The organism is Rhodococcus sp. NPDC004095 (assembly GCF_053604015.1).
In genome coordinates this window covers 265,162-286,918 of the sequence record NZ_JBSGGS010000001.1, presented here as the reverse complement: position 1 = coordinate 286,918, position 21,757 = coordinate 265,162, and the positions used below count along the sequence as shown (strand labels likewise).

At 67.2% G+C, this 21,757-nt stretch carries 19 protein-coding genes; 14 read left to right on the top strand and 5 right to left on the bottom strand.

Features of this window, described 5'->3' with window-relative positions; all coding sequences use genetic code 11:
• Window positions 1-15 precede the first annotated feature (15 nt).
• The 5 genes from ACWEPG_RS01290 to ACWEPG_RS01270 all read right to left on the bottom strand — a co-directional run bounded on the left by ACWEPG_RS01290 (window position 16) and on the right by ACWEPG_RS01270 (window position 5,036).
• A complete protein-coding gene (locus ACWEPG_RS01290; RefSeq protein ID WP_450133504.1) occupies window positions 16-408 on the bottom strand; it encodes a Rieske (2Fe-2S) protein in 393 nt (130 codons plus the stop codon).
• Entirely contained in the window at window positions 409-1,554 is a 1,146-nt protein-coding gene (locus ACWEPG_RS01285; RefSeq protein ID WP_450133503.1) for an amidohydrolase family protein, read from the bottom strand.
• A gap of 69 nt (window positions 1,555-1,623) precedes the next feature.
• Window positions 1,624-2,712 carry an amidohydrolase family protein gene (locus tag ACWEPG_RS01280; RefSeq protein ID WP_452593687.1) on the bottom strand — a complete coding sequence of 363 codons (1,089 nt, stop codon included), beginning with the start codon at window positions 2,710-2,712 and terminating at the stop codon, window positions 1,624-1,626.
• Window positions 2,712-4,082 (bottom strand): cytochrome P450, encoded by a 1,371-nt coding sequence (locus ACWEPG_RS01275; protein WP_452593686.1) that lies wholly within the window; start codon window positions 4,080-4,082, stop codon window positions 2,712-2,714. Before ACWEPG_RS01275 ends, ACWEPG_RS01280 begins: the two co-directional genes overlap by 1 nt.
• Window positions 4,083-4,175: 93 nt before the next feature.
• Window positions 4,176-5,036 (bottom strand): mycofactocin-coupled SDR family oxidoreductase, encoded by an 861-nt coding sequence (locus tag ACWEPG_RS01270; RefSeq protein WP_450133500.1) that lies wholly within the window; start codon window positions 5,034-5,036, stop codon window positions 4,176-4,178.
• A gap of 452 nt (window positions 5,037-5,488) precedes the next feature.
• On the opposite strand from ACWEPG_RS01270, the gene ACWEPG_RS01265 reads away from it, so the two are divergent.
• The 14 genes from ACWEPG_RS01265 to ACWEPG_RS01200 all read left to right on the top strand — a co-directional run bounded on the left by ACWEPG_RS01265 (window position 5,489) and on the right by ACWEPG_RS01200 (window position 21,571).
• The gene (locus ACWEPG_RS01265; protein WP_452593685.1) at window positions 5,489-7,066 is read left to right on the top strand and encodes an AMP-binding protein; all 1,578 of its coding nucleotides are present in this window, start codon (window positions 5,489-5,491) and stop codon (window positions 7,064-7,066) included.
• A gap of 266 nt (window positions 7,067-7,332) precedes the next feature.
• Entirely contained in the window at window positions 7,333-9,018 is a 1,686-nt protein-coding gene (locus ACWEPG_RS01260) for an FAD-dependent oxidoreductase (RefSeq protein WP_450133498.1), read from the top strand.
• A gap of 70 nt (window positions 9,019-9,088) precedes the next feature.
• Window positions 9,089-9,952: an alpha/beta fold hydrolase gene (locus ACWEPG_RS01255; protein WP_452593684.1), complete on the top strand. Its 864-nt coding sequence runs from the start codon at window positions 9,089-9,091 to the stop codon at window positions 9,950-9,952.
• Between the two features lie 2 nt (window positions 9,953-9,954).
• On the top strand, window positions 9,955-11,631 hold the full coding sequence (locus tag ACWEPG_RS01250) for a bifunctional 3-(3-hydroxy-phenyl)propionate/3-hydroxycinnamic acid hydroxylase (RefSeq protein WP_452593683.1): 1,677 nt from the start codon (window positions 9,955-9,957) through the stop codon (window positions 11,629-11,631).
• Window positions 11,588-12,568, top strand: coding sequence for a 3-carboxyethylcatechol 2,3-dioxygenase (locus ACWEPG_RS01245; RefSeq protein ID WP_450133495.1), 981 nt, complete (start codon window positions 11,588-11,590; stop codon window positions 12,566-12,568). The genes ACWEPG_RS01250 and ACWEPG_RS01245 overlap by 44 nt, the downstream gene beginning before the upstream one ends.
• Window positions 12,565-14,346 carry an FAD-binding protein gene (locus ACWEPG_RS01240; RefSeq protein WP_452593682.1) on the top strand — a complete coding sequence of 594 codons (1,782 nt, stop codon included), beginning with the start codon at window positions 12,565-12,567 and terminating at the stop codon, window positions 14,344-14,346. Before ACWEPG_RS01245 ends, ACWEPG_RS01240 begins: the two co-directional genes overlap by 4 nt.
• A gap of 2 nt (window positions 14,347-14,348) precedes the next feature.
• Window positions 14,349-15,665: an LLM class flavin-dependent oxidoreductase gene (locus tag ACWEPG_RS01235; RefSeq protein ID WP_450133493.1), complete on the top strand. Its 1,317-nt coding sequence runs from the start codon at window positions 14,349-14,351 to the stop codon at window positions 15,663-15,665.
• An 88-nt stretch (window positions 15,666-15,753) separates the two neighbouring features.
• A complete protein-coding gene (locus tag ACWEPG_RS01230; protein ID WP_452593681.1) occupies window positions 15,754-16,566 on the top strand; it encodes a coniferyl-alcohol dehydrogenase in 813 nt (270 codons plus the stop codon).
• A gap of 55 nt (window positions 16,567-16,621) precedes the next feature.
• The gene (locus ACWEPG_RS01225) at window positions 16,622-17,611 is read left to right on the top strand and encodes a cyclase family protein (RefSeq protein ID WP_452593680.1); all 990 of its coding nucleotides are present in this window, start codon (window positions 16,622-16,624) and stop codon (window positions 17,609-17,611) included.
• Between the two features lie 11 nt (window positions 17,612-17,622).
• Window positions 17,623-18,237, top strand: a complete 615-nt coding sequence (locus tag ACWEPG_RS01220) for an NADPH-dependent FMN reductase (RefSeq protein WP_452593679.1) — start codon at window positions 17,623-17,625, stop codon at window positions 18,235-18,237.
• Window positions 18,234-19,202 carry an alpha/beta fold hydrolase gene (locus ACWEPG_RS01215; RefSeq protein ID WP_452593678.1) on the top strand — a complete coding sequence of 323 codons (969 nt, stop codon included), beginning with the start codon at window positions 18,234-18,236 and terminating at the stop codon, window positions 19,200-19,202. The genes ACWEPG_RS01220 and ACWEPG_RS01215 overlap by 4 nt, the downstream gene beginning before the upstream one ends.
• A 5-nt stretch (window positions 19,203-19,207) precedes the next feature.
• Window positions 19,208-20,044, top strand: coding sequence for an SDR family NAD(P)-dependent oxidoreductase (locus tag ACWEPG_RS01210; protein ID WP_452593867.1), 837 nt, complete (start codon window positions 19,208-19,210; stop codon window positions 20,042-20,044).
• 22 nt (window positions 20,045-20,066) lie between these two features.
• Window positions 20,067-20,261, top strand: coding sequence for a ferredoxin (locus ACWEPG_RS01205; RefSeq protein ID WP_452593677.1), 195 nt, complete (start codon window positions 20,067-20,069; stop codon window positions 20,259-20,261).
• A 68-nt stretch (window positions 20,262-20,329) separates the two neighbouring features.
• The gene (locus ACWEPG_RS01200) at window positions 20,330-21,571 is read left to right on the top strand and encodes a cytochrome P450 (protein ID WP_452593676.1); all 1,242 of its coding nucleotides are present in this window, start codon (window positions 20,330-20,332) and stop codon (window positions 21,569-21,571) included.
• Window positions 21,572-21,757 lie beyond the last annotated feature (186 nt).

Here is a 21,757-nt window from a genome sequence, read left to right as displayed (position 1 = left end):
ATGTTCTCCTCCGTGTCAGGCCGTCACCAGGACGTCGTCGCCGACGACCCGGACCGGATAGGTGCGAATGCTCCATTCCGGCTTCACCGCGGTTGTCCCGGTCGCGAGCTCGAATCCCCATTGATGCCAGGGGCAGTAGATGAACTCCAGATCGCGGACCATCACCGCGTCCCCCGGCACGCCGGTGTCGACGATGTTGCGTCCACGAGGGCGCCCGGCGCAGAGCGGGCCTCCTTCGTGCGGACAGTAGTTCGCGATGGCGTAGAAGGTGCCGTTGACGTTGTACACGCCGACGCCGTGCCGTCCGATCGGCACCACCTTCGACGAACCGGGGGGAATTTCGTCGACAGTGGCCACGACGTGCTCGCGGCCCTGCGCCAGCCTCGACGGCTGCTGTTCCTCGCTCATTCAGAACACCCGAACCTGGCCGGGCAGTGCGGGCACCGTCTCCGGGAGATGGTAGGTCTCGATGCCGTTCCGGAACATGATCCGCTCGCGGGCGGCCGGCGGCAGGTGCTTGACGAGCCAGCGGGGGTCGTCGAACGTCCAGTGCGGGTAGTCCGAGGAGTACAGCAGGATCTTCTCCGCTTCCATCCACTCGAACGCCCGTGTCAACTCGGTCTTGTCCTCCGGATAGTCCAGCGGCTGCGTGGTGAACTTGATGTGTTCCTTGACGTATTCGGACGGCTTGCGGCCGATGTCCATCCAGGACCTGCGGGCTTCGTAGATCGCGTCCATGCGCCACATCAACGGCAGGATCCAGGTGAATGCGTGCTCGACGAACACCATGCGCAGCGTTGGGAATCGGTCGAAGACGCCGTCGAAGATCAGGCTCATGATCTGATTCGCCGCCAGCAGGGAGTAGCTGACCATGAAATCGTGGTTGTAGCTGGGGAAGCCCACCGGAGGCATCGGCATCGTCTCGAAGGCGCCGCGGCCGAGATGACAGCTGACCGGCATGTCGTACTTGGTGGCGACTGCCCAGATCGGGTCGTACCGGGGATCGCCCCAGGCAGGTCGAGGTTCGGCCTTGATCAGGATCTGAGACATGTACGGGTGCTCGGCCCAGGTCTCGATCTCGCGGACGGCGCCCTGCGGGTCGTCGACTGCGGCGCAGACCGATCCACGCCAGCGCTGGTGCCAGTTGTTGTGACCGTCGAGCCAGTGGTTGGCCTGCCAGTGATTGATGCCGGTGGCGAAGGCCTGGGTCGCCTCGGGCAGTCGAGCCGCCTTCACGGTCGGTTCGAGGATCACGATGTCCGAGCCCGCCTCGAGGATCAGCTGCTTGAAGGCGAGGTCTGGGTCGCTGCCGGGGAACTCGCCTCCGGACGGGAAGGTGTCGATACGCATCGCGTAGGAGTGTGCGTAGTCGGGCGCGTCGTAGATGATCGTGTCGCCGACCTTGTGGCTGAGGAAGTACTTGCTTCGGTGCGGCTCGGGGAGATATTCGGCGAGCTCGCGGCGCCGGGGTACCGGGTGCATGTCGGAGTCCACGACCCGGACGGCGACCAACTCCGTCGACGGCACCCGTTCGTGGATGTGCGAGAGGGTCATCGTGGTCTCCTTCTTGCCGCCGTTCCCGGCGGCTGGGACCGGTCCTCGTCGAGCGACGAGGACGCGGGACTACTGGACGGCAAGGGCTGGAATGTCGATTCCATAGAGCTGGGCGGCATTTCGCCAGCACACCTTCTCGCGCTGCTCGGCGGTCAGGGCCCGGGGCAGGGAGTCGACGTCGCCGCAGTGCCAGTGTGGATAACTCGACCCGAACATCACCATGTCGTCCTTGCCCGTGAATGCCAGCCAGTCTCCGGCGAAGTCGACCTCACCAGGGCCGTCCAGGCCGCCCTGTACGAAATACACGTGACCGGGCAGGTAGTCGCTCGGCATCCGAGGTGCCCACGGTGTCTGCTCGAGGTGCGGACGGCCGAAGCAGTCCATCCGCCAGATGAACGGGGTCACGAGGTCGGCGCCGCCGTCCGCCCACACGAACTTGAGGTCGGGGAGCTGCTCGAACACGCCCTCGGCAATGAGATTCATCAGGTGGTAGACGTAGTTCAGTGACATGAAGCCCAGGTACTGCTCGTACGTCCGTGGGTGGCCCGACGGGGTCGGCGGGAAGCCGACGCTCTCGCCGCACTCGATGTGCGCAGCGACCGGGAGTCCCGCCCCCGCCGCCGCCTCCCAGAGCGGCCAGAACTGCGGCTTGCCGTATGGCTCGCGGGACTGCAGCGGAACACCGATCTGCACGACCCGAGGATGATCGCGCCATCTCTCGATCTCGCGGAGCGCCCCGGGAATGTCCTCGGGGTTGACCCGGATCGTGCCGCGGAAGCGCTCGCCGTGCGCCTCGGAGTCGAGCCAGCGGGTCACCATCATCTCGTTGTGCGCGGAGAGCATCGCGGTGGTCAGGTGCCGGTCCGGCAGGATCCCTCGTGTCATCGGGTGCAGAATCGCCACGTCCACCCCACGATCGACGAACAGATGCTGGGCCACCCGGTCGGGATCCGAGCCGGGATACTCCCGGTTCGGACCCTGGGAGCCCTGGGCATATTCCCCGCCCGGCGCGCCGTACCAGTCCATCTCGACGTCGGGGATTCCCCGGCTCTTGAAGGGCTCGCGCAAGTGGGCGCGCATGTCGGTGTTGGATGCGAAGAAGATGTGCACGCTTGCATCGATGATCGGCATCGACGTGCCGTCGGGGAGTCGCTTCATCAGAAGCCCCTGATGTCGGCCGCCTCCCGGCGAACCGTGACCGGAGCGGCGAGTTGCTGTTCGTCGCAGATCTTCTGGAGCTTCTCGAGCGTTTCGTCGAGGCCCGGTCCGAGCCGCCTGCCAGGGGTGAAGGTGGCAGGCAGATGCCGCATGCCCTGGATCACGCCGACCGTGTCGTAATGCACGGCGCCCTCCGGGTCGCAGTGGTAGTCGGGCATCCGGTCCAGGACCTCGGTGAGCATCGACTTGAAGACGGTGCGCGCAACGTTGGAACCGATGCACCGGTGGACGCCGAGGCCGAAGCTGAAGTGCCGGTTGCCCCTGCGATCCAGAATCACTTCGTTCGGATCGGGAAACTCCGCGGGATCCCGGTTGGCCATCGCCCAGGAGAGCCACAGGCGTTCGCCCTCCCTGAATCGGGTTCCGTCGACCTCGCAATCCGCGGCGATCGTGCGACCGTCACCCGGGGCAGGGGTGAAGTAGCGCAGGAACTCCTCGGTCGCCGAGTTGAGGAGGGTGTCCCGCTCGCGGCTGAGCCGATCACGCTGGTCCGGATTCTGCGAGAGCCACTCGAGCGAGTGCGCGGTCAGTGCGGTGCTGGTGTCGAAGCCTCCGCCGATGATCAACCCGAGCATGCCGAGCAGCTCCATGTCCGGAGCCGGCTCGCCGTCGATGCGCAGGTCGACGAGAGCGTTCACCAGTCCCGGACGCGGATTCTCGCGGATGTCGGCCAGGTTGGTCAGCAGGTCGATGCCCATTTCACGGTGCATCTCGGCAACCCGAACCGAATCGGGGGAACTCTCCGGCGTGTACACCGCGGCGTGCGTCGGCTCGCTGTACATCGCCCAGTTCTTCAGCGGAATGCCCAGCATTGCGAGGGTGAGGACCGCGGGGACGATGTTCGCGAGGTCGTCGACGAAGTCGATCGAACCGGTCTCGATCCTCTCGTCGAGACTGGCACGAACCACCTGGTGGATGAACGGCTCCCAGCGCGCAACCGCCGCCGGAGAGAGATACGGGTTCAGGACCGCGCGATAGGTCCGGTGATCGGGGTCGTCCATCTCGAGGATGCCGCCGCGAACGAGCGCGGCGCGCTTGGCCGTCGGAATGGAGATGCCCTTGTAGCCGCGACGCTGCTTGTTGATGTCGTGGTCGTTCGAGACGTGCGGGCTGCGTGCCAGCTCGAAGACCGCACTGCTACCGCTGGCGACCCAGTGGCCGTCGTACGTGTCCGTCCATGCCACCGGACATTTGGCGTGCATCTCCTCGGTGATTGCCTCGAACTGGTGCCGGTATTCCGGGGTGTGCCGGTCGAAGTGGTACCGATTCTCTTTACGCCCGTCGTCGGCCACGACGTTGTCAGTGCTCACGATGCTTGTCCCCTCGACTGGTCACGTGCTGAGCTGTTCGAATGCCGAAGCGGTGGCGTGAGACCACTGAGTCACACGCCACCACAATGGGTTTCACTTCTGGTAGTCGTACCACTTGAGGTACCCGCCGCCGTCGACGCGGTGCTGGGTGCCGGTGACGTAGCGGGCTTCGTCGGAGGCGAGGTAGAGGACAGCGTTGGAGATGTCGATGGGTTCGATGTAGGGGATCTTCATGGCTTGTTGGACGCCGAAGGCGGGTTCGGCGTCGGCGCGGGTCGGGTGTTCGAGGTCGGGGCGGAAGGAGCGGTACATGGGTTCGCTCTGGAGCATGGGGGTGTTGCAGTTGGTCGGGTGGATGACGTTGGCGCGGATGCCGCGTGTGGCGAGGTGGGTGGCGAGGTCGTAGACGTAGGCGGAGAGGGCTCGCTTGGAGTGGACGTAGGCGATGCCGCCGAGGTCGGAGCCGGGGTTGGGGACGTTGCTGGTGTCCATGAGAGCGGCGGTGGAGCCGGTGGCGATGATCGAGGCGCCGTCGCTCAGGTGGGGAAGGGCCACCTGGATGGCGTTGATGGTGCCGATGAGGTTGGTGTCGATGACGTCGCACCAGGCTTGGATCTGGGGTTCGCCCTTCATGCCGGCAATGCCGGCCTGGGCGACGACGATGTCGAGTTTGCCGAGTTCGGCGATGCCGGCCTCGAGGGCGGTGCGGAGGGCGTTGACGTCGCGGACGTCGGCTTGGGCGGTGACGATGCGTTGGCCGGTCTTCTCGACGAGGAGTGCCGTTTCATCGAGGTCCTCGGGGCGGGAGAGTGCGTAGCCGAGGGTGGGGATGTCTTCGCAGAGGTCGACGGCGATGATGTCGGCACCTTCTTCGGCGAGTCGGACGGCGTGGCTGCGCCCCTGTCCGCGGGCGGCGCCGGTGACGAATGCGACTTTGCCTTCAACACGTCCCACAGGATTCCCTTTCCCTAGCTTCCATACAGAGGTGGCTCCGGCGCCGCGCGCGGACGTGGGTCCCGGCCCGGAGGTGTAGCGCCCGATTGGGTCATGGCATTCGGAACTTGATGTGCAGCAAAACATTTGGCTGGATCGAGTGCGGCGTCGGCGGGTGTCCCGTGGCTGACGGGGGCACCCCGAGGGCGCCGCGGAATCCCTGTTTTCAGTGTCAAGAATTGCACTTACAGTAGCGAGAACCATACTCTTCACCTATCGGTGCTGCAAGGAGATCGGATCCGGGCGCTCGTCGGACGGTCCATCTCGTGGGAGCGCAACGGTGCGGTGTACCCCGGGTTGTTCGCGCGAGCGGGGTTGCCGTGAATTCCGGCCCGCTTCCGCTGATCCCATTCCCGGGCCCACCGGTGCGATCCACGCCGGTCCAGCCCCTCGATTCCAGTGAGGTCATTCGAATGCGTGTGATACCTGCCGATCTGCGAAAGCGCTACGAGGAGGAGGGCTGGTGGAGCGACGACACGATCGGCGATCTCCTGGCCCGTGGACTGGCGGCCGCGCCGGACACCGCGTTCACCGTGCACTCGGACGTGCGGCCCTGGCACGGCACCTTCGGTGAGGTCGAGTCGGTCGCACGGCGGCTGGCGGCTGGGCTGCGGGCCCGCGGCGTCGGGCCCTCGGACGTGATCGCATTCCAGTTGCCGAACTGGATGGAGGCGGCGGCCACGTTCTGGGCTTCCGCGCTGCTTGGCGCGGTGGTGGTGCCCATCGTGCACATCTACGGTCGGGCCGAGATCGGCCACATCCTCCAGGTGGCGCGGCCGAAGGTGTTCATCACCGCGGACCGCTTCGGCCGGATGGTCCACGACCCGGAGGTCTGTGCGGACGTGCCGGTGGTGGGCGTGGTCGGCTCCAACATTTCCCGAGGCTCCGCCCGAGGTTGTGACTTCGACGACCTGCTCGCGGCCGAGCCGATGAGCGGCACCGCCGCGGTCGATCCCGCCGGCCCGGCCCTGATCGCCTTCACCTCGGGGACCACCAGCGTCCCGAAGGGGGTGGTGCACAGCCATCAAACCCTGGTTTGTGAGACGCGTCAGCTGGCCGACCGGAACGCGACGGATCGCGGCAAGCAGCTGACCGCGACCCCGGTCGGGCATTTCATCGGAATGGTTGGCGCATTCCTGATTCCGGTCTTGCATGCGAAGCCGGTGAATCTCGCCGACGCCTGGGATCCGGGAAAGGCGCTGGCGTTGATGAAGAGCGACGGCCTTGCCGTCGGCGGTGGCCCGCCCTACTTCGTCACCAGTCTGCTCGACCATCCCGACTTCACTCCCGATCATCTGGCCCATGTCCAGTTCGTGGGGTTGGGTGGGGCATCCGTGCCGGTGGCGGTCACGCAACGGCTCGCAGGCCTGGGGATCGTCGCATTCCGCGCGTACGGCAGCACGGAGCATCCTTCGATCACCGCCTCCCCGCATGACGCCCCCGAGCGGATGCGTCTGCTCACTGACGGTCGGCCGATGCCAGGAGTGGAGATTCGTTTGGCGTCCGACGGTGAAATCCTCAGCCGCGGACCAGATCTGTGCCTGGGCTACACCGATGACGCCCTGACCGCGCAGGCGTTCGACGAGGAGGGCTGGTATCGGACCGGCGATATCGGGGTGATCGACGACGAGGGCTGCCTGACGATCACCGACCGTAAGTCCGACGTGATCATCCGCGGCGGCGAGAACATCAGTGCGCTCGAGCTCGAGGAGGTGCTGCTCGGTGTGCCGGGTGTGGGTGAGGCTGCCGTGGTTGCGGTCCCCGACGTAGTGCTCGGCGAGCGCGCGGCCGCGGTCTTGCGCCTTCTTCCGGGCCATCCGGTGCCCACGCTGGGCGAGGTGTGCACCTACTTCGAGCGGGCCGGTCTGGCCCGACAGAAGTGGCCCGAGCTCGTCGTCGAAATGGCGTCCTTCCCTCGCACGGCAAGCGGGAAGGTGCGCAAGCACCTGATCCGTGGGGCCGTGGCCGAAAGGGTATTGAAGTTTCCGTAGGGCGAGAATATTATTCTCGCACGCCCGGCTTCCGGTCTGGCTCGTGTTCTCGCACAGGACGTGCGACCCCCGAGCCGGCAGGCACTGTTACCGCCGGTGGCAGGTTTCGTTGTGATCGATCGTACTTGTGGGGTACCAGGGGGTACCCGGGGGTGGAGCGAGTCACCTTCTGATGCATCTGTTTCCGGAGAGTTCGTCACCGAAGATCCGCCCCGGGAGTTCGAGACCGGAGCGACCGGCGGTCGGCCGAAAGGATCACGCACGCGATGTCATCGCACCAGCAGAAGTTGTCCGAAGGAGTTCGCGCAGAGGATCTTCCGGTGCAGTCCGCGGAATCCGGATGGGATCACCAGGTCGACGTCGTCGTTCTCGGCAGTGGAGCGGCAGGCCTGACTGCCGCACTCGCGGCCTCGGTCGCCGGGGCTTCGGTGGAGATCTACGAAAAGGCGCCCACCGTGGGTGGAACCAGCGCGGTGTCCGGGGGCATCGCGTGGATCCCCGCGCATCGTCGTGCCCCGGACGGAGAACTGACCGTCACGGACGCGCTGAGCTACCTGCAGGCACAGTCCCTCGACTCGATGGACGACGAACTGGTCGAGACCTTCGTGCGCACCGGTGCGGGAATGGTCGACTTCGTCGAGCAGAACAGCGCGCTGCGCTTCGAGATCGCCAGTGGTTTCCCGGATTACAAGCCCGAGCTGCCCGGAGGCCGGCCCTCGGGCGGGCGGTCCCTGAGCCCGGTTCCCTACGACGTGACCCGCCTGGGTGAATGGGGCGGCCGGATCACCTCCTTCCCCGAGGACTGGAGCAATGTCGGCTTCGACGCAGAGACGCGGGCCCGGCTCAACGCCGAGGCCGACGGTCAGGCAGACCTGAGTGTCGCCGGCGCCGCACTGGTCGGCGGACTGCTCGAGGGCCTGCTCGCCCGCGACGTCGTGCCCCGGACCGGGGCCCGTGCCGTGGAGTTGATCGCCGACGCGGCGCAGATCTCCGGTGTCCGCCTCGACGTGGGCGGCGAGACCGTCCGAGTCCGGGCCCGATCCGGGGTGGTTCTGGCCACCGGGGGATTCGAGTGGGACGAGGCGCTGGTCAAGGCATATCTTCGAGGTCCGATGCGGGGGGCGGTTTCACCGCCGAACGACACCGGTGACGGCCTGCGCATGGCGATGGCGCACGGCGCCGACCTGGCGAACATGAGCGAGGCCTGGTGGGTGCCGATCGTGCGCATCCCCGGCGACACGATCGAGGGAAGGCCCCGCAGCCGCAGCGTCCGGCTCGAGCGAACCCGGCCGCGCAGCATCATGGTGAACAGGTCCGGACGCCGCTTCGCCAACGAGGCCGGTGAGTACAACTCCATGGCCGGCGCTTTCCACTACCTCGACCCACGAGGAGGCTACGTCAACGATCCGGCGTGGATTGTGTTCGACTCACTGCATTTCAAACGTTACGGATTCCTCGGGGTGCCGCCGGGCGGCACTGTTCCGGAATGGTTCTCGCAATCGGAGGACCTCGGGGAACTGGCTGCGAGGACCGGAATCGACTCGCGCGGCCTGGCCGCGACGGTCGAGGCATGGAACGCCGCCGTAGCCCAGGAGGTCGATCCGGACTTCGGGCGCGGATCGAGTGCCTACGACGGGTGGTGGGGCGACGAGAACGCCGACACCGTCGCCGGTCGCACACTCGGCCCGATCGACGCGCCGCCGTACTTCGCGGTCCCGGTCACGGTCGGGGCGATGGGGACGAAGGGTGGACCCCGCACCGACCGGGACGGTCGGGTCCGGCACGTCAACGGTGAGGTGATCCCCGGACTCTTTGCCGCAGGCAACGCGATGGGAGGCGTGACCGGCCGCGCCTATGGCGGTGCGGGCGGAACCATCGGCCCCGGGATGGTCTGGGGCTACCGGGCGGGTCATGCCGTGGCGACGGGTTCGTCGGTCCCACTGGGCAACTGATCCGAACCGGCGATCGTGCGACAGCACCACCGGGAACATCCCATCGGTCGGACCGAGCAGGAGGTAGCGAGTGTCGGATTTCGAGAGCATCTGGAGCGATCTCCAGGGTGTGCCGTTCTCACAGGGGTACCTGAACGCTGGGGGAGTGCGGACCCGATACCTGCATGCCGGTGAGGCGGACAAGCCGGCGCTCGTGTTGCTGCACGGGTCCGGTGGCCATGCCGAGGCCTACGTACGGAATCTGCATTCGCATGCCGAGCACTTCTCCACCTGGGCGATCGACATGCTCGGCCACGGGTACACGGACAAGCCGGGGCACCCGCTCGAAATCGACCACTATGTCGACCATCTGATCGCGGTACTCGACGAGATCGGCGCCACACGAGTGCGTTTGAGCGGCGAGTCCCTCGGTGGCTGGGTGGCGGCACGCGCGGCGATCGACCATCACGACCGGATCGACCGTCTCGTGCTCAACACCGCGGGTGGTTCACAGGCCGACCCCGAGGTGATGGCGCGGATCGTCACCCTCTCGATGGCTGCGGCGAGTGAGCCGACCTGGGAGACGGTGCAGTCCCGAATCACCTGGCTGATGGCGGACAAGTCGAAGGGATACGACGACATCGTCGCGAGCCGCCGGCGCATCTACCGGCAACCGGGGTTCGTCGATGCAATGCGTGACATCATGGCACTGCAGGATCCTGAGATTCGCCAACGAAACCTGTTGGGGCCTGCGGAGTACGGTGCAATCGTCGCGCCGACCCTCGTGCTGTGGACCAGCGACGACCCCACCGCCGACGTGAGCGAGGGCCGGCGCATCGCCTCGATGATCCCGGGTGCCCGCTTCGAGGTCATGGCCGGCTGCGGACACTGGCCCCAGTACGAGGACCCGAAGACGTTCAATCGGATCCACCTCGACTTCCTGCTGGGGCACTGACAGTGTCGGCGCGACGGCGGAGGGCCGGAGACCGGGACTCCTACGAGGTGGTGGTGATCGGGGCGGGTCCGGTCGGCCTGACCCTGGCGAACATGCTCGGCCAGTGGGGAGTTCGAACCCTCGTGGTCGACGAGCGAACCGAACTCATCGACTACCCGCGCGGGGTCGGACTCGACGACGAGTCCCTGCGCACCTTCCAGTCGATCGGGCTCGTCGAACAGGTGCTGCCGCACACGACGCCGAACCAGATCATGCGGTTCGTCGACGGAAGGCGGCGCCTTCTCGCCGAGATCGCGCCGACAGACACCAGTTTCGGCTGGCCGAAGCGCAACGGCTTCGTCCAGCCCCTCGTCGATGCCGAACTGCTCGCCGGACTCGATCGGTTCCCCGAGGTCGATGCCCTGTGGAATGCGCCGATGCTGTCCTGTGCGGACAGCGGTGACGAGGTCGCCGTCGAACTCGCTGTCGACGGGACGCCGAGGACGGTCTTCGCCCGGTACGTCGTCGGGTGCGACGGCGGCCGCAGCGCCACCCGACATCAGATGGGTGTCACGTTCGAGGGCACCACCTCTTCGACCAGATGGCTCGTCGTCGATCTCGCCACCGACCCGCTCGGCCATCCGAACATCGAAGTCGCCGCTGACCCCACCCGTCCGAACGTCTCGGTCTCGATCGCGCACGGCATCCGGCGCTTCGAGTTCATGATTCACGCAGACGAGTCGGACGAACTCGCAGAGGATCCCGCGTTCGTCGCGAGGATGCTCGCCCCGTTCGTCCCTCATCCCGACAGGTTGGACGTGATTCGACGCAGGGTCTACACCCATCACTCCCGGATCGCGGGGGCGTTCCGTTCCGGCCGGATCCTGTTGGCCGGGGATGCAGCGCATCTGATGCCCGTGTGGCAGGGGCAGGGCTACAACAGCGGTATCCGCGATGCTGCCAACCTGGGCTGGAAGTTGGCTGCCGTCGTGACCGGCCGGGCGGAGGACGCGCTTCTCGACACCTACGACCTCGAACGGCGCAAGCACGCGCGGGCGATGATCGACCTGTCCACGATGGTCGGTCGGGTGATCTCGCCAACCAACCGGAAGGTGGCCGCGGTGCGTGACGTCCTCGTCCGCGCTGCAGCGGCGATTCCTCCGGTGAAGAGCTACGTGCTGGGGATGCGCTTCAAGCCGATGCCTCGCTATGACGAGGGGGCCGTCGTCCACACGGGGCCGCGCTCACCGGCTTCCTCGGTGGGCACGCTCTTCGTGCAGCCCACGGTCGACACCCGGGAGCGTGCGGGCGTGCTCCTCGACGACGTTCTCGGCAACTGGTTCGCGGTGCTGTGCTGGAACAACGATCCGCGCCGGGTGCTCGGGGACACCGCCTTCGAACGGTGGAAGTCTCTGGGCGCGACCTTCGTCGCCGCTCGGCCGGCGAGCCAGCTGCACTGGACCGGTCAGGACGATCCGGATGTGATCGTCGTCGGTGACCGCAGCGGGAGCCTCAAGCGTTGGTTCGACGCACAGTCCGATTCTGTGCTCTTCCTCCGCCCCGATCGCTGCGTGGCCGGTGCCTGTATCGCCCAACGGGCCCCGGAGCTGAGCCAGGCCCTGTTCGACGCATTGACGTTGAAGGTAGGAGGTCGTGATGACGCTGGCACTCTGCTGCATCTCGCACAGCCCCCTGCTTGACCTTCCCGGACCGCCGGCCGACCTGTTGAAGGAGGTCGCGTCGGCGACCGGGCTGGCTCGACAATTCGTGCGGCACTTCGATCCCGAGTTGGTCGTCGTCTTCTCACCGGATCACTACAACGGCTTCTTCCACCGTCTGATGCCGCCGTTCTGCATCGGCACCGCGGCCCGCGGAGTTGGCGACTACGGGACCTACGCGGGTGCCTTCGACGTCCCGGAACAGCTCGCCGCGGGCTTGGCGCAGGCAGTTCTCGACGCCGGAGTCGACATCGCGGTCTCCGCGGACATGGAGGTCGACCACGGTACCGCGCAACCGCTCGCGCGGCTGTTCGACGACGTGACGGCGGTGCCGATCCTCCCGATATTCGTCAACTCGGTCGCGCTGCCGCTCGGTCCGCTCAGCCGCACCCGCGCGCTCGGGGCCGCGGTCGGACGACACCTCGAGAGTCTGGGCAAGCGGGTGCTCGTGGTGGGGTCCGGCGGCCTGTCCCACGATCCGCCGGTGCCGAGCAGGACAACCGCCACCGGGCGGGTGCTGGATCGGATCGTCCACGGCACCCCGATGACCTCCGGACAGCGCCTCGCCCGCCAGGAGGCGGTGATCGAGGCCGCACGCGAGTTCGCCTCCGGCGGTGGGCAATCGAGACCACTCAATCCGGACTGGGACCGACGGTTCCTCGAGGTTGTCGACGAGGGTCGTCTCGACGTACTCGACAGCTGGAGCAACGCCGTGATCTCGAAAGAGGCGGGCAATTCGGCGCACGAGATTCGCACCTGGGTCGCGGCCTACTCGGCGCTCGCAGTCGCCGGGCCCTATCGGACGGACGTGCGCTACTACCGGCCGGCGCCGGAACTCATCGCCGGGTTCGCGGTCCGAACCGCCGCTTCCGAGGCGGCGGGCGTCCGAACATCCACGTACAGCAGGAGCCACTCGTGACACCCACCTCGTCCGATGCAGTCGACCAAGCCCACGACCACACGGTCGACGTCCTGGTCGTCGGATCCGGTGGCGGTGGCATGACCGCCGCACTGACCGCCGATGCCGCGGGTCTGGATGTCCTCGTGATCGAGAAGTCCTCGCATTACGGCGGTTCCACCGCGCTGTCGGGTGGCGGGATCTGGGTGCCGGGCGCACCTGCCCAGCGCCGTGACGGCTACTCACCGTCCCCGGAGGGGGTGGTCGAGTACCTTCGCGCGATCACCGGAGGACTGGTCGACGAGGCCAGGCTCCGTCGGTACGTCGACGCGGCGCCGCGGATGATGGCGTTCCTCGAGGAGTTGAGCCCGCGACTCGAGTTCGTCTGGAAGCCCGGCTACGCCGACTACTACCCGGAGCTACCGGGTGGGTCCGCGCTCGGCAGCACGATCAACGTCCCGCCGATCGATCTGCGTGAGCTGGGCAGCGAGGAAGAGAATCTGATCAAGCCCCTCGCGCTTGCGCCGAAGGGAATCTGGCTGGGCCCGAAGGATCTCCGCTCGTTCTACCAGATCAGACAATCGTGGCGCGGCAAGGTGGTGCTGCTCAAACTGCTCTGGCGGATGTTCCGGGCACGGGTTTTCGGCGACAGGATCGCAGCGATCGGGCAGTCGCTGGTGGCACGTCTGCGCCTGGCAATGACCGAGCGGGACATCCCCCTGTGGCTGGACGCGCCGATGCAGTCGCTGATCACGGACGCCGCCGGTGCGGTGACCGGGGCGGTGGTGGAGCGGGACGGCCGGGAGCTGAAGGTCCGCGCCCGGCGCGGGGTGATCCTGGCCAGCGGCGGTTTCGAGCGCGACCTGGCCTGGCGGATGGAGCACCAACCGGTGATCGATCAGGACTGGAGTTTCGGCAATCCCGCCTCGATGGGCGACGGAATCCGTGCCGCAGAGAAGGCCGGGGCGGCCACCGAGCTGATGGACGAGTCGTGGTGGTTTCCCGCGATCCAGTGGCCCGGCGGCCGAATGCAGTTCATGCTCAACGAGCGGATGATGCCGTCCCAGTTCGTGGTGAACGGTGCTGGACGCCGGTTCTGCAACGAGGCCGAACCGTACATGGACTTCGGGCACGCGATGATCGAGGGTCAGAAGTCCGGCGTGACCCACATTCCGTGCTGGCTGATCACAGATCAGCGTTCGTGGAAGCGCTATGTCGTCGCCGGACACCTTCCGATACCGAGGATTCCGTGGGCTCCGGTTCCGACGGGCAGCAAGATTCCGCAAGCCTGGCTCGATTCGGGAGTCGTGCACACCGCCGGGAGTTGGGACGAGTTGGCCGAGAAGATCGGCGTTCCGGCAACGGAACTGCGGGCCACTGCCGATCGATTCAACGTGATGGCCGGCAGGGCCACCGACGACGACTTCCGTCGTGGCGAGAGTGTCTACGACAACTACTACGGGGATCCCACCCTGCCCAATCCCAATCTCTTTCCGCTTCAGGGTCCTCCCTATCTCGCGTTCCGCATGGTCTTGGGAGATTTGGGGACTTCTGGGGGAATTCGTACCGACGAGGACGCCCGAGCGCTACGGTCCGACGACACCGTCGTCCCGGGGCTGTACGCGGTTGGGAACACCTCAGCGCCCGTGATGGGACGCAGTTACGCCGGTGCCGGAGCAACCATCGGACCGGCCATGACGTTCGGGTACGTCGCGGCGAGGCACATCGTGGGCCGGGACGAGTCCGGCGACTCCAGCTCCACCCGCACTGATTCGACGCTCGATTCCAATCGGAGGTAGCTATGAAGGTTTCTCTGTTCTACGAGTTCGCCCTGCCCCGTCCCTGGGTCCCGGACGACGAGCGAATCATGTTCCAGGACGGGCTGGACGAGGTCGAGGCGGCCGACAAGGCCGGCTTCTCGACGGTCTGGCTCACCGAGCACCATTTCCTCGAGGAGTACTGCCACTCGACCGCACCGGAGATGTTCCTGGCCGCGGCGAGCCAGCGGACCAAGGACATCCGACTCGGGTTCGGGGTCATGCACCTGCCGCCGGCGATCAACCACCCCGCTCGGGTCGCCGAGCGGGTGGCCACTCTCGACCTGCTGTCCAACGGCCGAGTCGAGTTCGGCACGGGCGAGTCGTCCTCGGTCGGTGAGCTCGGCGGCTTCGGCATCGACCCGGCCGACAAGCGCGGACAGTGGGAGGAGGCCATCGAAGTCGCCATCCGCTGTATGACGGAGGAGCCGTTCACCGGGTTCAAGGGCGAGCACATCGAGATGCCGGCCCGCAACGTCATCCCGAAGCCGATGCAGGCCCCGCACCCGCCGGTGTGGGTGGCGTGTACGCGCCCGTCCTCGGTGCAGATGGCCGCCCAGCGGTGCATCGGCGCGCTGAGCTTCGCGTACACCGGTCCCGGCCCACTCGCCGACCGAGTCCAGGGCTACTACAAGGAGTTCGAGGAGCGCGGCGTTCCCTCCACCCCCGTGATCAACCCGAACATCCTGGCCATCGGTGGAGACCTGTCGATGATGGTCGCGCCCACCGACGAGCAGGCACTGGAGCGTCTCGGAGTGGGTGGCGGCTTCTTCTCGTTCGGGATCATGCACTACTACATGACCGGCGAGCACATTCCCGGCCGGACCGGCGTCTGGGACCGCTACCTCGGCGAGGTGAAGAACGACGAGACTCTCGCCTACGGGCCGGGCCGCGGAGCGATCGGGTCACCCGAGACCGTCCGTGAGTTCCTGAGGGGCTACGAGGAGAGCGGCGTCGACGAGATCATCCTGCTCCTGAACCCGCGCAGCCACGAGGCGACGATGGAATCCATCGAGTTGATGGGCAAGGAGGTCCTGCCCGAGTTCATCGAGCGGGACGAGAAGGCGGTTGCGGCGAAGGCCAAGCGGCTCGCCCCGATCATCGAGAAGGTCGAGGCCCGGCGTCCCGTCTCGAACGCCCCGGAGTTCGACGAGAACTACTCCTTCGGTGGCCTGCCGACCGGTCGCGGGGGCAGCTTCACCGCGAGTGAGATCCCCGAGGCGATGGCGGAGATCAACGAGGGCCGGGTGCAGGCGGCCCAGCTCGCGAAGGAACAGGCGGAGCAGGAGCGAGGCGCCTGATCCCGCGCCCGGGTGTGGGGCGAGTGGCCCGCCGCGCACCCCACACCCGTGGCGTCCGTAGCCGGAACGAATGTGAAAGGCGTTGGGAATGACGCGAATTGACGGGTTGTGGCGCTACGACGACAGGCGGGTGGTAGTCACCGGATGCGCCTCGGGGATCGGTGCCGAGCTCGCCCTGGAACTCGCGGGGCTCGGTGCCGAGGTGATCGGACTGGACGTGCGCGAACCCACCACGCCGCTCGGGGAGTTCGTGCCGGTCGACCTGTCGAACGCCGTCTCGATCGATCGGGCCGTCGCCGCGGTCGGTTCCAGGGTCGACGTGCTGTTCAACGTGGCCGGGGTGTCGTCGGGAATCGGCGACCCGCTGCGCGTCGTGACGATCAACTTCCTCGGCCTGCGACAGCTGACCGAGGCGCTCGTCCCGCGCATGCCGTCCGGGTCGGCGATCGTGAGCGTCTCGTCCCTGGCGGGTTCACGCTACCTCGACAACCGTCCGGAGGTGCTCGGCCTGCTCGACACCGCCACGATGAAGGACGGGATCAGTTGGTGCCAAGAGCATCCGGAGGCGCTGGCGGACGGCGGCTACCGGCTGTCGAAGGAGGCGATCATCCTCTACACGATGAGTCGGGCCGGTGGTCTCGGGGCCCGCGGCATCCGGGTCAACTGCACCGGGCCCGGAGTCACCGAGACCCCGATCCTGGACCAGTTGCGGACGGCCTACGGACAGGGCTTCCTCGACGGGTTCACCACTCCGCTCGGTCGCGTCTCGGACCCGATCGAGCAGGCGGCGGCACTGCTGTTCCTGGGCAGCCGCGCCGCGAGCTACGTGACCGGGCAGGTGCTGTGGGTGGACGGCGGCACCGTGGGCAGCCGCGTGGCAGGTGACCCGGCGTACCAGTGACACGAGCACCGGCCGTCCGGCGGATGCTCATCGACAACGTGGAAAGGATCGAATCGTGGCTTCACTGAACGACTTCAGGCGCGTCGCCGGCGACGTCCGGAACTGGGGACGCTGGGGCGCTGCCGACGAACTCGGCACCCTGAACTTCATCACATCGGAGAAGGTCGCCGAGGCGGCGAGCCTCGTCAAACTCGGGAAGGTCTTTCCCCTCGGAGTCGACTTCGGGTCCTCGGGGCCGCAGGGTGCTTTCAAGTTCCGTCAGAACCCGGTGCACGTGATGACCGTGGACGGCGGCGACGCGCAGACGCTGGTCGAGTACATGCCCAAGTGGACGGAGAACTCCGTCGGTCGGGAGTTGAGCGGATTCTTCGAGGACAACCCGTTCCGCTTCAACGACGACATGATCATCATGCCGCTGCAGGCGGCAACGCAGTGGGATGCGTTGTCCCACGTGTACTACGAGGACAAGCTCTACAACGGATTCCCGGCGAGCTCGGTCACCAGTCTCGGTGCCTATCACTGCGGTATCGACAAGGTCGACGGCAAGGGAATCACCACTCGCGGTGTCCTGTTGGACCTCGTTCGTCATCGGGGCGCCGAGACCTTCCTCGAGATCGGCCGGCCGATCTCGCCGGAGGAACTGGACGACGTCGCCAGGGCGCAGGGCGTCACGATCGGCAGCGGCGACATCGTGCTGATCCGCACCGGATGGTGGGGTCGTTTCCTGGAGAACGGCGACGGCACCGAGCCCGGTGCCGGTCTGGACTGGCGCTGCGCCTCCTGGCTGCACGACCTCGAGGTGGCCGCCGTCGCCGCCGACAACCTGATGGTCGAGGACCCGGTGTCGGGCGTCGAGGGAACCTTCCTTCCGATGCACATGCTCTGCCTGAGGGACATGGGTCTGATGCTCGGCGAGTACTGGGATCTCACCGCGCTGGCGGCGGATTGTGCCGCCGACGGGGTGTACGACTTCCAGCTGGTTGCGCCGCCGCTGCGGGTGGTGGGTGCGGTCGGTTCGCCGGTGAACCCGATCGCCATCAAGTAGGGGTACGGACAATGACCGGAAGCACGATCACCGAGGCGGGGACGGCGGCGCCGTTCGCGAAGGCGCCGCTCGTCGTCGGGCTCGGCGGAACCCTGCGATCGGGCTCGTCCACCGAGCGGGCCCTTCGGGCCTGCCTCGCGGCGGTCGAGCGCAAGGGCGGCCGGACCAGGCTGTACGCCGGCGCGGACATCGACCTGCCGATGTACAGCCCTCACGAGACGAGCCGCAGCGCGAAAGCCGTCGAACTGGTCGAGGCGCTGCGGTCCGCCGATGCGGTGATCGTGGGCTCGCCGGGCTATCACGGCGGCGTCTCCGGTCTGGTCAAGAACGCCCTCGACTACATCGAGGACCTGCGGGAGGGGCCGAGGGTCTATCTCGACAACACGCCCTGGGGATGCATCACCTGCGCGTACGGCTGGCAGGCGGCCGTCGGCACGCTCGGCCAGTTGCGCGTCATCGGCCATGCGCTGCGCGCGTGGCCTACCCCGCTCGGGGTGGCGATCAACTCGGCGGAGCCGGTCTGGGACTCCGCCGGTGAGATCGTCGATGCCGATGTCCGCGGTCAGCTCGAGATGCTCGCGACCCAGGTCCTCGCGTTCGCGCGGGCCGGTGGGGGTCGCACATGAGCCCCCGCCCCGACGGTCCCGGGACCGACGTGGACAGGACTGTCGTGCCGGAGAGCACCGAACCCGCCGGCACAGAGTCCGGCCGCGTCGAGCGCAGGACCGTCGTGGTGGACGGGCTGTCGACCAGCTATCTGGAGGCCGGCGCCGGAGACCCGGTGGTCCTGCTTCACGGCGGCGAGTTCGGCGCGAATGCGGAACTGGCGTGGGAGAACACGATCGGGGCGCTGTCCGGGTCCTACCGGGTGCTTGCACCCGATCTGCTCGGATTCGGTCAGTCTGCGAAGGTCGTGGATTTCGTCGACGGGCGGGGGACGAGAATCCGGCATCTGGCCCGCTTCTGCGCCACCCTCGGCGTCGATCGCGCGCACTTCGTCGGCAACTCGATGGGGGCGATCATGCTGTTGGTGGACGCCACCTCCGAGGTGCCGGTGCTGCCGGTGCGCAGTCTGGTCGCCATCTGCGGTGGCGGGGAGATCCAGCGCAACGAGCACATGCAGGCACTGTACGACTACGACGCCACGATGCCTGCGATGCGCCGGATCGTGGAGGCGCTCTTCGACGATCCCGGTTATCCCGCCGACGACGATTACGTCCGGCGCCGGTACGAGTCGAGTACCGCACCGGGAGCCTGGGAGGCGGTCGCGGCGGCCCGATTCCGGCGTCCGGCCGGATCGACGGAACCGTTGCCGTCGAATGACCGTGCATACCAGAGAATCTCGTCTCCGGCGCTGATCGTCGAGGGTGAACGCGACAAGCTGCTGCCCCGGGGGTGGGCGGCGGAGATTGCCGGACGGATCCGGTCGGCCGGGTCGGCGGTGATCGACCGCGCCGGGCACTGCCCGCAGATCGAGAGGGCAGATGAGGTCAATTCGCTACTCCTGGAATTCCTCGCAGGCCAGGCGGGCGGGGACGAGTCGAACGGGTCGGGTGTCGACCCGACGCGAGCACCACAGAGAAGGGGATGACCGAGATGGTCAACGAACTGCACGGCAAGGTCGCCGTCGTCACCGGCGCCGCATCGGGCATCGGCGCTGCCGTCGCCGCGAGGTTCCTCGCCGAGGGCGCCCGGGTGATGATCGCCGACGTGGACCGGGAGCGGGGTGAGACGCTGGCCGCCGATCTCGGTGGAGACGCGCACTTCCTGTTCACCGATGTCGGTGACCCCGAGCAGGTTCGGCGGCTCGTGGCGACGGCGGTCGAGCGGTTCGGCGGACTCGACGTGATCTGCAACAACGCCGGTGTCTCCGGAACCCTGCACAAGAGCATCCTGCTCGATGACCTGACCGATTTCCATCGTGTGATGTCGGTGAACCTGCTCGGCGTGATGGCCGGAACCCAGTACGCCGCAAGGTACATGGCCGACCACGGCGGCGGGTCGATCATCAACATGTCGTCGATCGGGGGAATCCAGGCCGGTGGCGGCGTGATGACCTACCGCGCCTCCAAGGCCGGGATCATCCACTACACCAAGTCCGCCGCCATCGAACTCGCGCAGCACGACATCAGGGTGAACTGCATCGCCCCCGGGAGCATCCCGACCGAGCTGCTCGGCTCGTCGATGTCGAGTCTCGCCGAGGGGAAGGGGGACAAGCTCGCGCGGTCGTTCCGCGGCGTCATGCAGTCCGATCGACCGCTGCCGCGCGAGGGCACACCGGAGGACGTTGCCGAGGCGGCGCTCTACTTCGCCGGCGACCGGTCCCGCTACCTGACCGGGACCGTACTGGCGGTCGACGGGGGGACCTCCGCCGGCAAACCGTTGCGGCGCCGCTCCAGCAGCCCGCCGGCCGCGGCCGCTGCACCCGCCTGAACCCGCACGAGAGAGGGATCCGATGAAGGTGACTGTCGACCAGACCCGGTGCGTCGGCTCCGGTCAGTGCGTTCTGAACGCGGGCGATGTCTTCGACCAGCGTGACGACGACGGCGTCGTCGTTCTGCTCGACGACAGTCCGCCCGACGACCTCCTCGACGACGTCCGGACGGCGGTCGAGATGTGTCCCGCGTCGGTGATCCGCCTTCTGGAATAACAGACCACCGGCCGCGGGCATCGCCCGAGCGGCAGCACCCGCCCAACCGACGAACAAGGAGTGAGAACATGTCCGACACGCTGACCGGTGCCGCGGCCGAGACCGCCGCGAAGGTGCCCGAGTATCCGATGGATCGGGAGGCTTCCTGCCCGTTCGCACCGCCCCCCGGTGTGCGTGCCCTTGGAGCGGTCCGACCGCTGAGCCGGGTGCGGATCTGGGACGGCAGCACCCCCTGGCTGGTCACCGGATACACCGAGCTGAAAATGTTGATGTCCGACCCACGTGTCAGCGTCGACGACCGCCGCCCAGGTTTCCCGCACTGGAACGAGGGGATGCTCTCGACCGTGCACAAGCGTCCGCGCTCGGTGTTCACCTCGGACGGAGAGGAGCACGCGCGCTTCCGGCGGATGCTCACCCGGCCGTTCACCCTCAAACGCGTCGACGCGCTGCGCCCGGCGATCCAGCGCATCACCGACGAGCACATCGACGCGATGCTGGCGGGGCCGCAGCCGGCGGACCTGGTCTCGGCGGTCGCACTGCCGGTGCCGTCGCTGGTGATCAGCGAGATGCTCGGTGTGCCCTATGAGGACCACGAGTTCTTCCAGGAGCACGCCACTGTCGGGGTGGACCGGTACGCCACCGCCGAGCAGGCCAACGAGGGTAGGTCCGGGCTCGCCCGCTATCTCGTCAAGCTGATCGAGTCCCGCTTCGATGCGCCTGCCGAGGACGTGGTGACCGAGCTCGCCGAACGGGTCCAGGCGGGTGAGATCAGCATGCGGGAGGCGGCCCAGCTGGGCACCGGACTGCTGATCGCGGGCCACGAGACCAGCGCGAACATGATTTCGCTCGGGGTGCTGGCCCTGCTGGAAAATCCGGATCAGCTGGCGCTGCTGCGCGACACCGAGGATCCGAAGGTTGTCGCGAACGCGGTCGAGGAGCTGATGCGCTACTTGAGCATCATCCAGAACGGTCAACGCCGGGTGGCGACCTCGGACATCGAAATCGCCGGGGAGACGATCCGCGCCGGCGAGGGGATCATCATCGATCTCGCGCCGGCGAACTGGGATCCCAAGGCGTTCCCGGATCCCGATCGTCTCGACCTCTCGCGGCCGGCCCGAACTCAGGTCGGCTTCGGCTTCGGCAGCCACCAGTGTGTGGGCCAGCAGCTCGCCCGGGTCGAACTGCAGATCGTCTACCAGACCCTGCTCCGTAGGATTCCCACTCTGCGCCTGGCGATCCCGTTCGAAGAGGTCGAGTTCAAGCACGACCGGCTGGCATTCGGGGTGTACGCCCTGCCCGTCACCTGGTAGTCGGGGATCTGGCGCGGTCGCTGGATCCGTATCGGTCGAATTCCGTGGTGCCGCAACCGGAATCGGGCCGGAACCGGCGACTCGCCCGGGGGCGACCAAGCCGGAATGGCAACGCGATTCTCCGATTGCGAGTATCATACTCTCGTCGAGTGGTTGCCCCATCGCTCGAGCTCCGGCGGTGGGGTG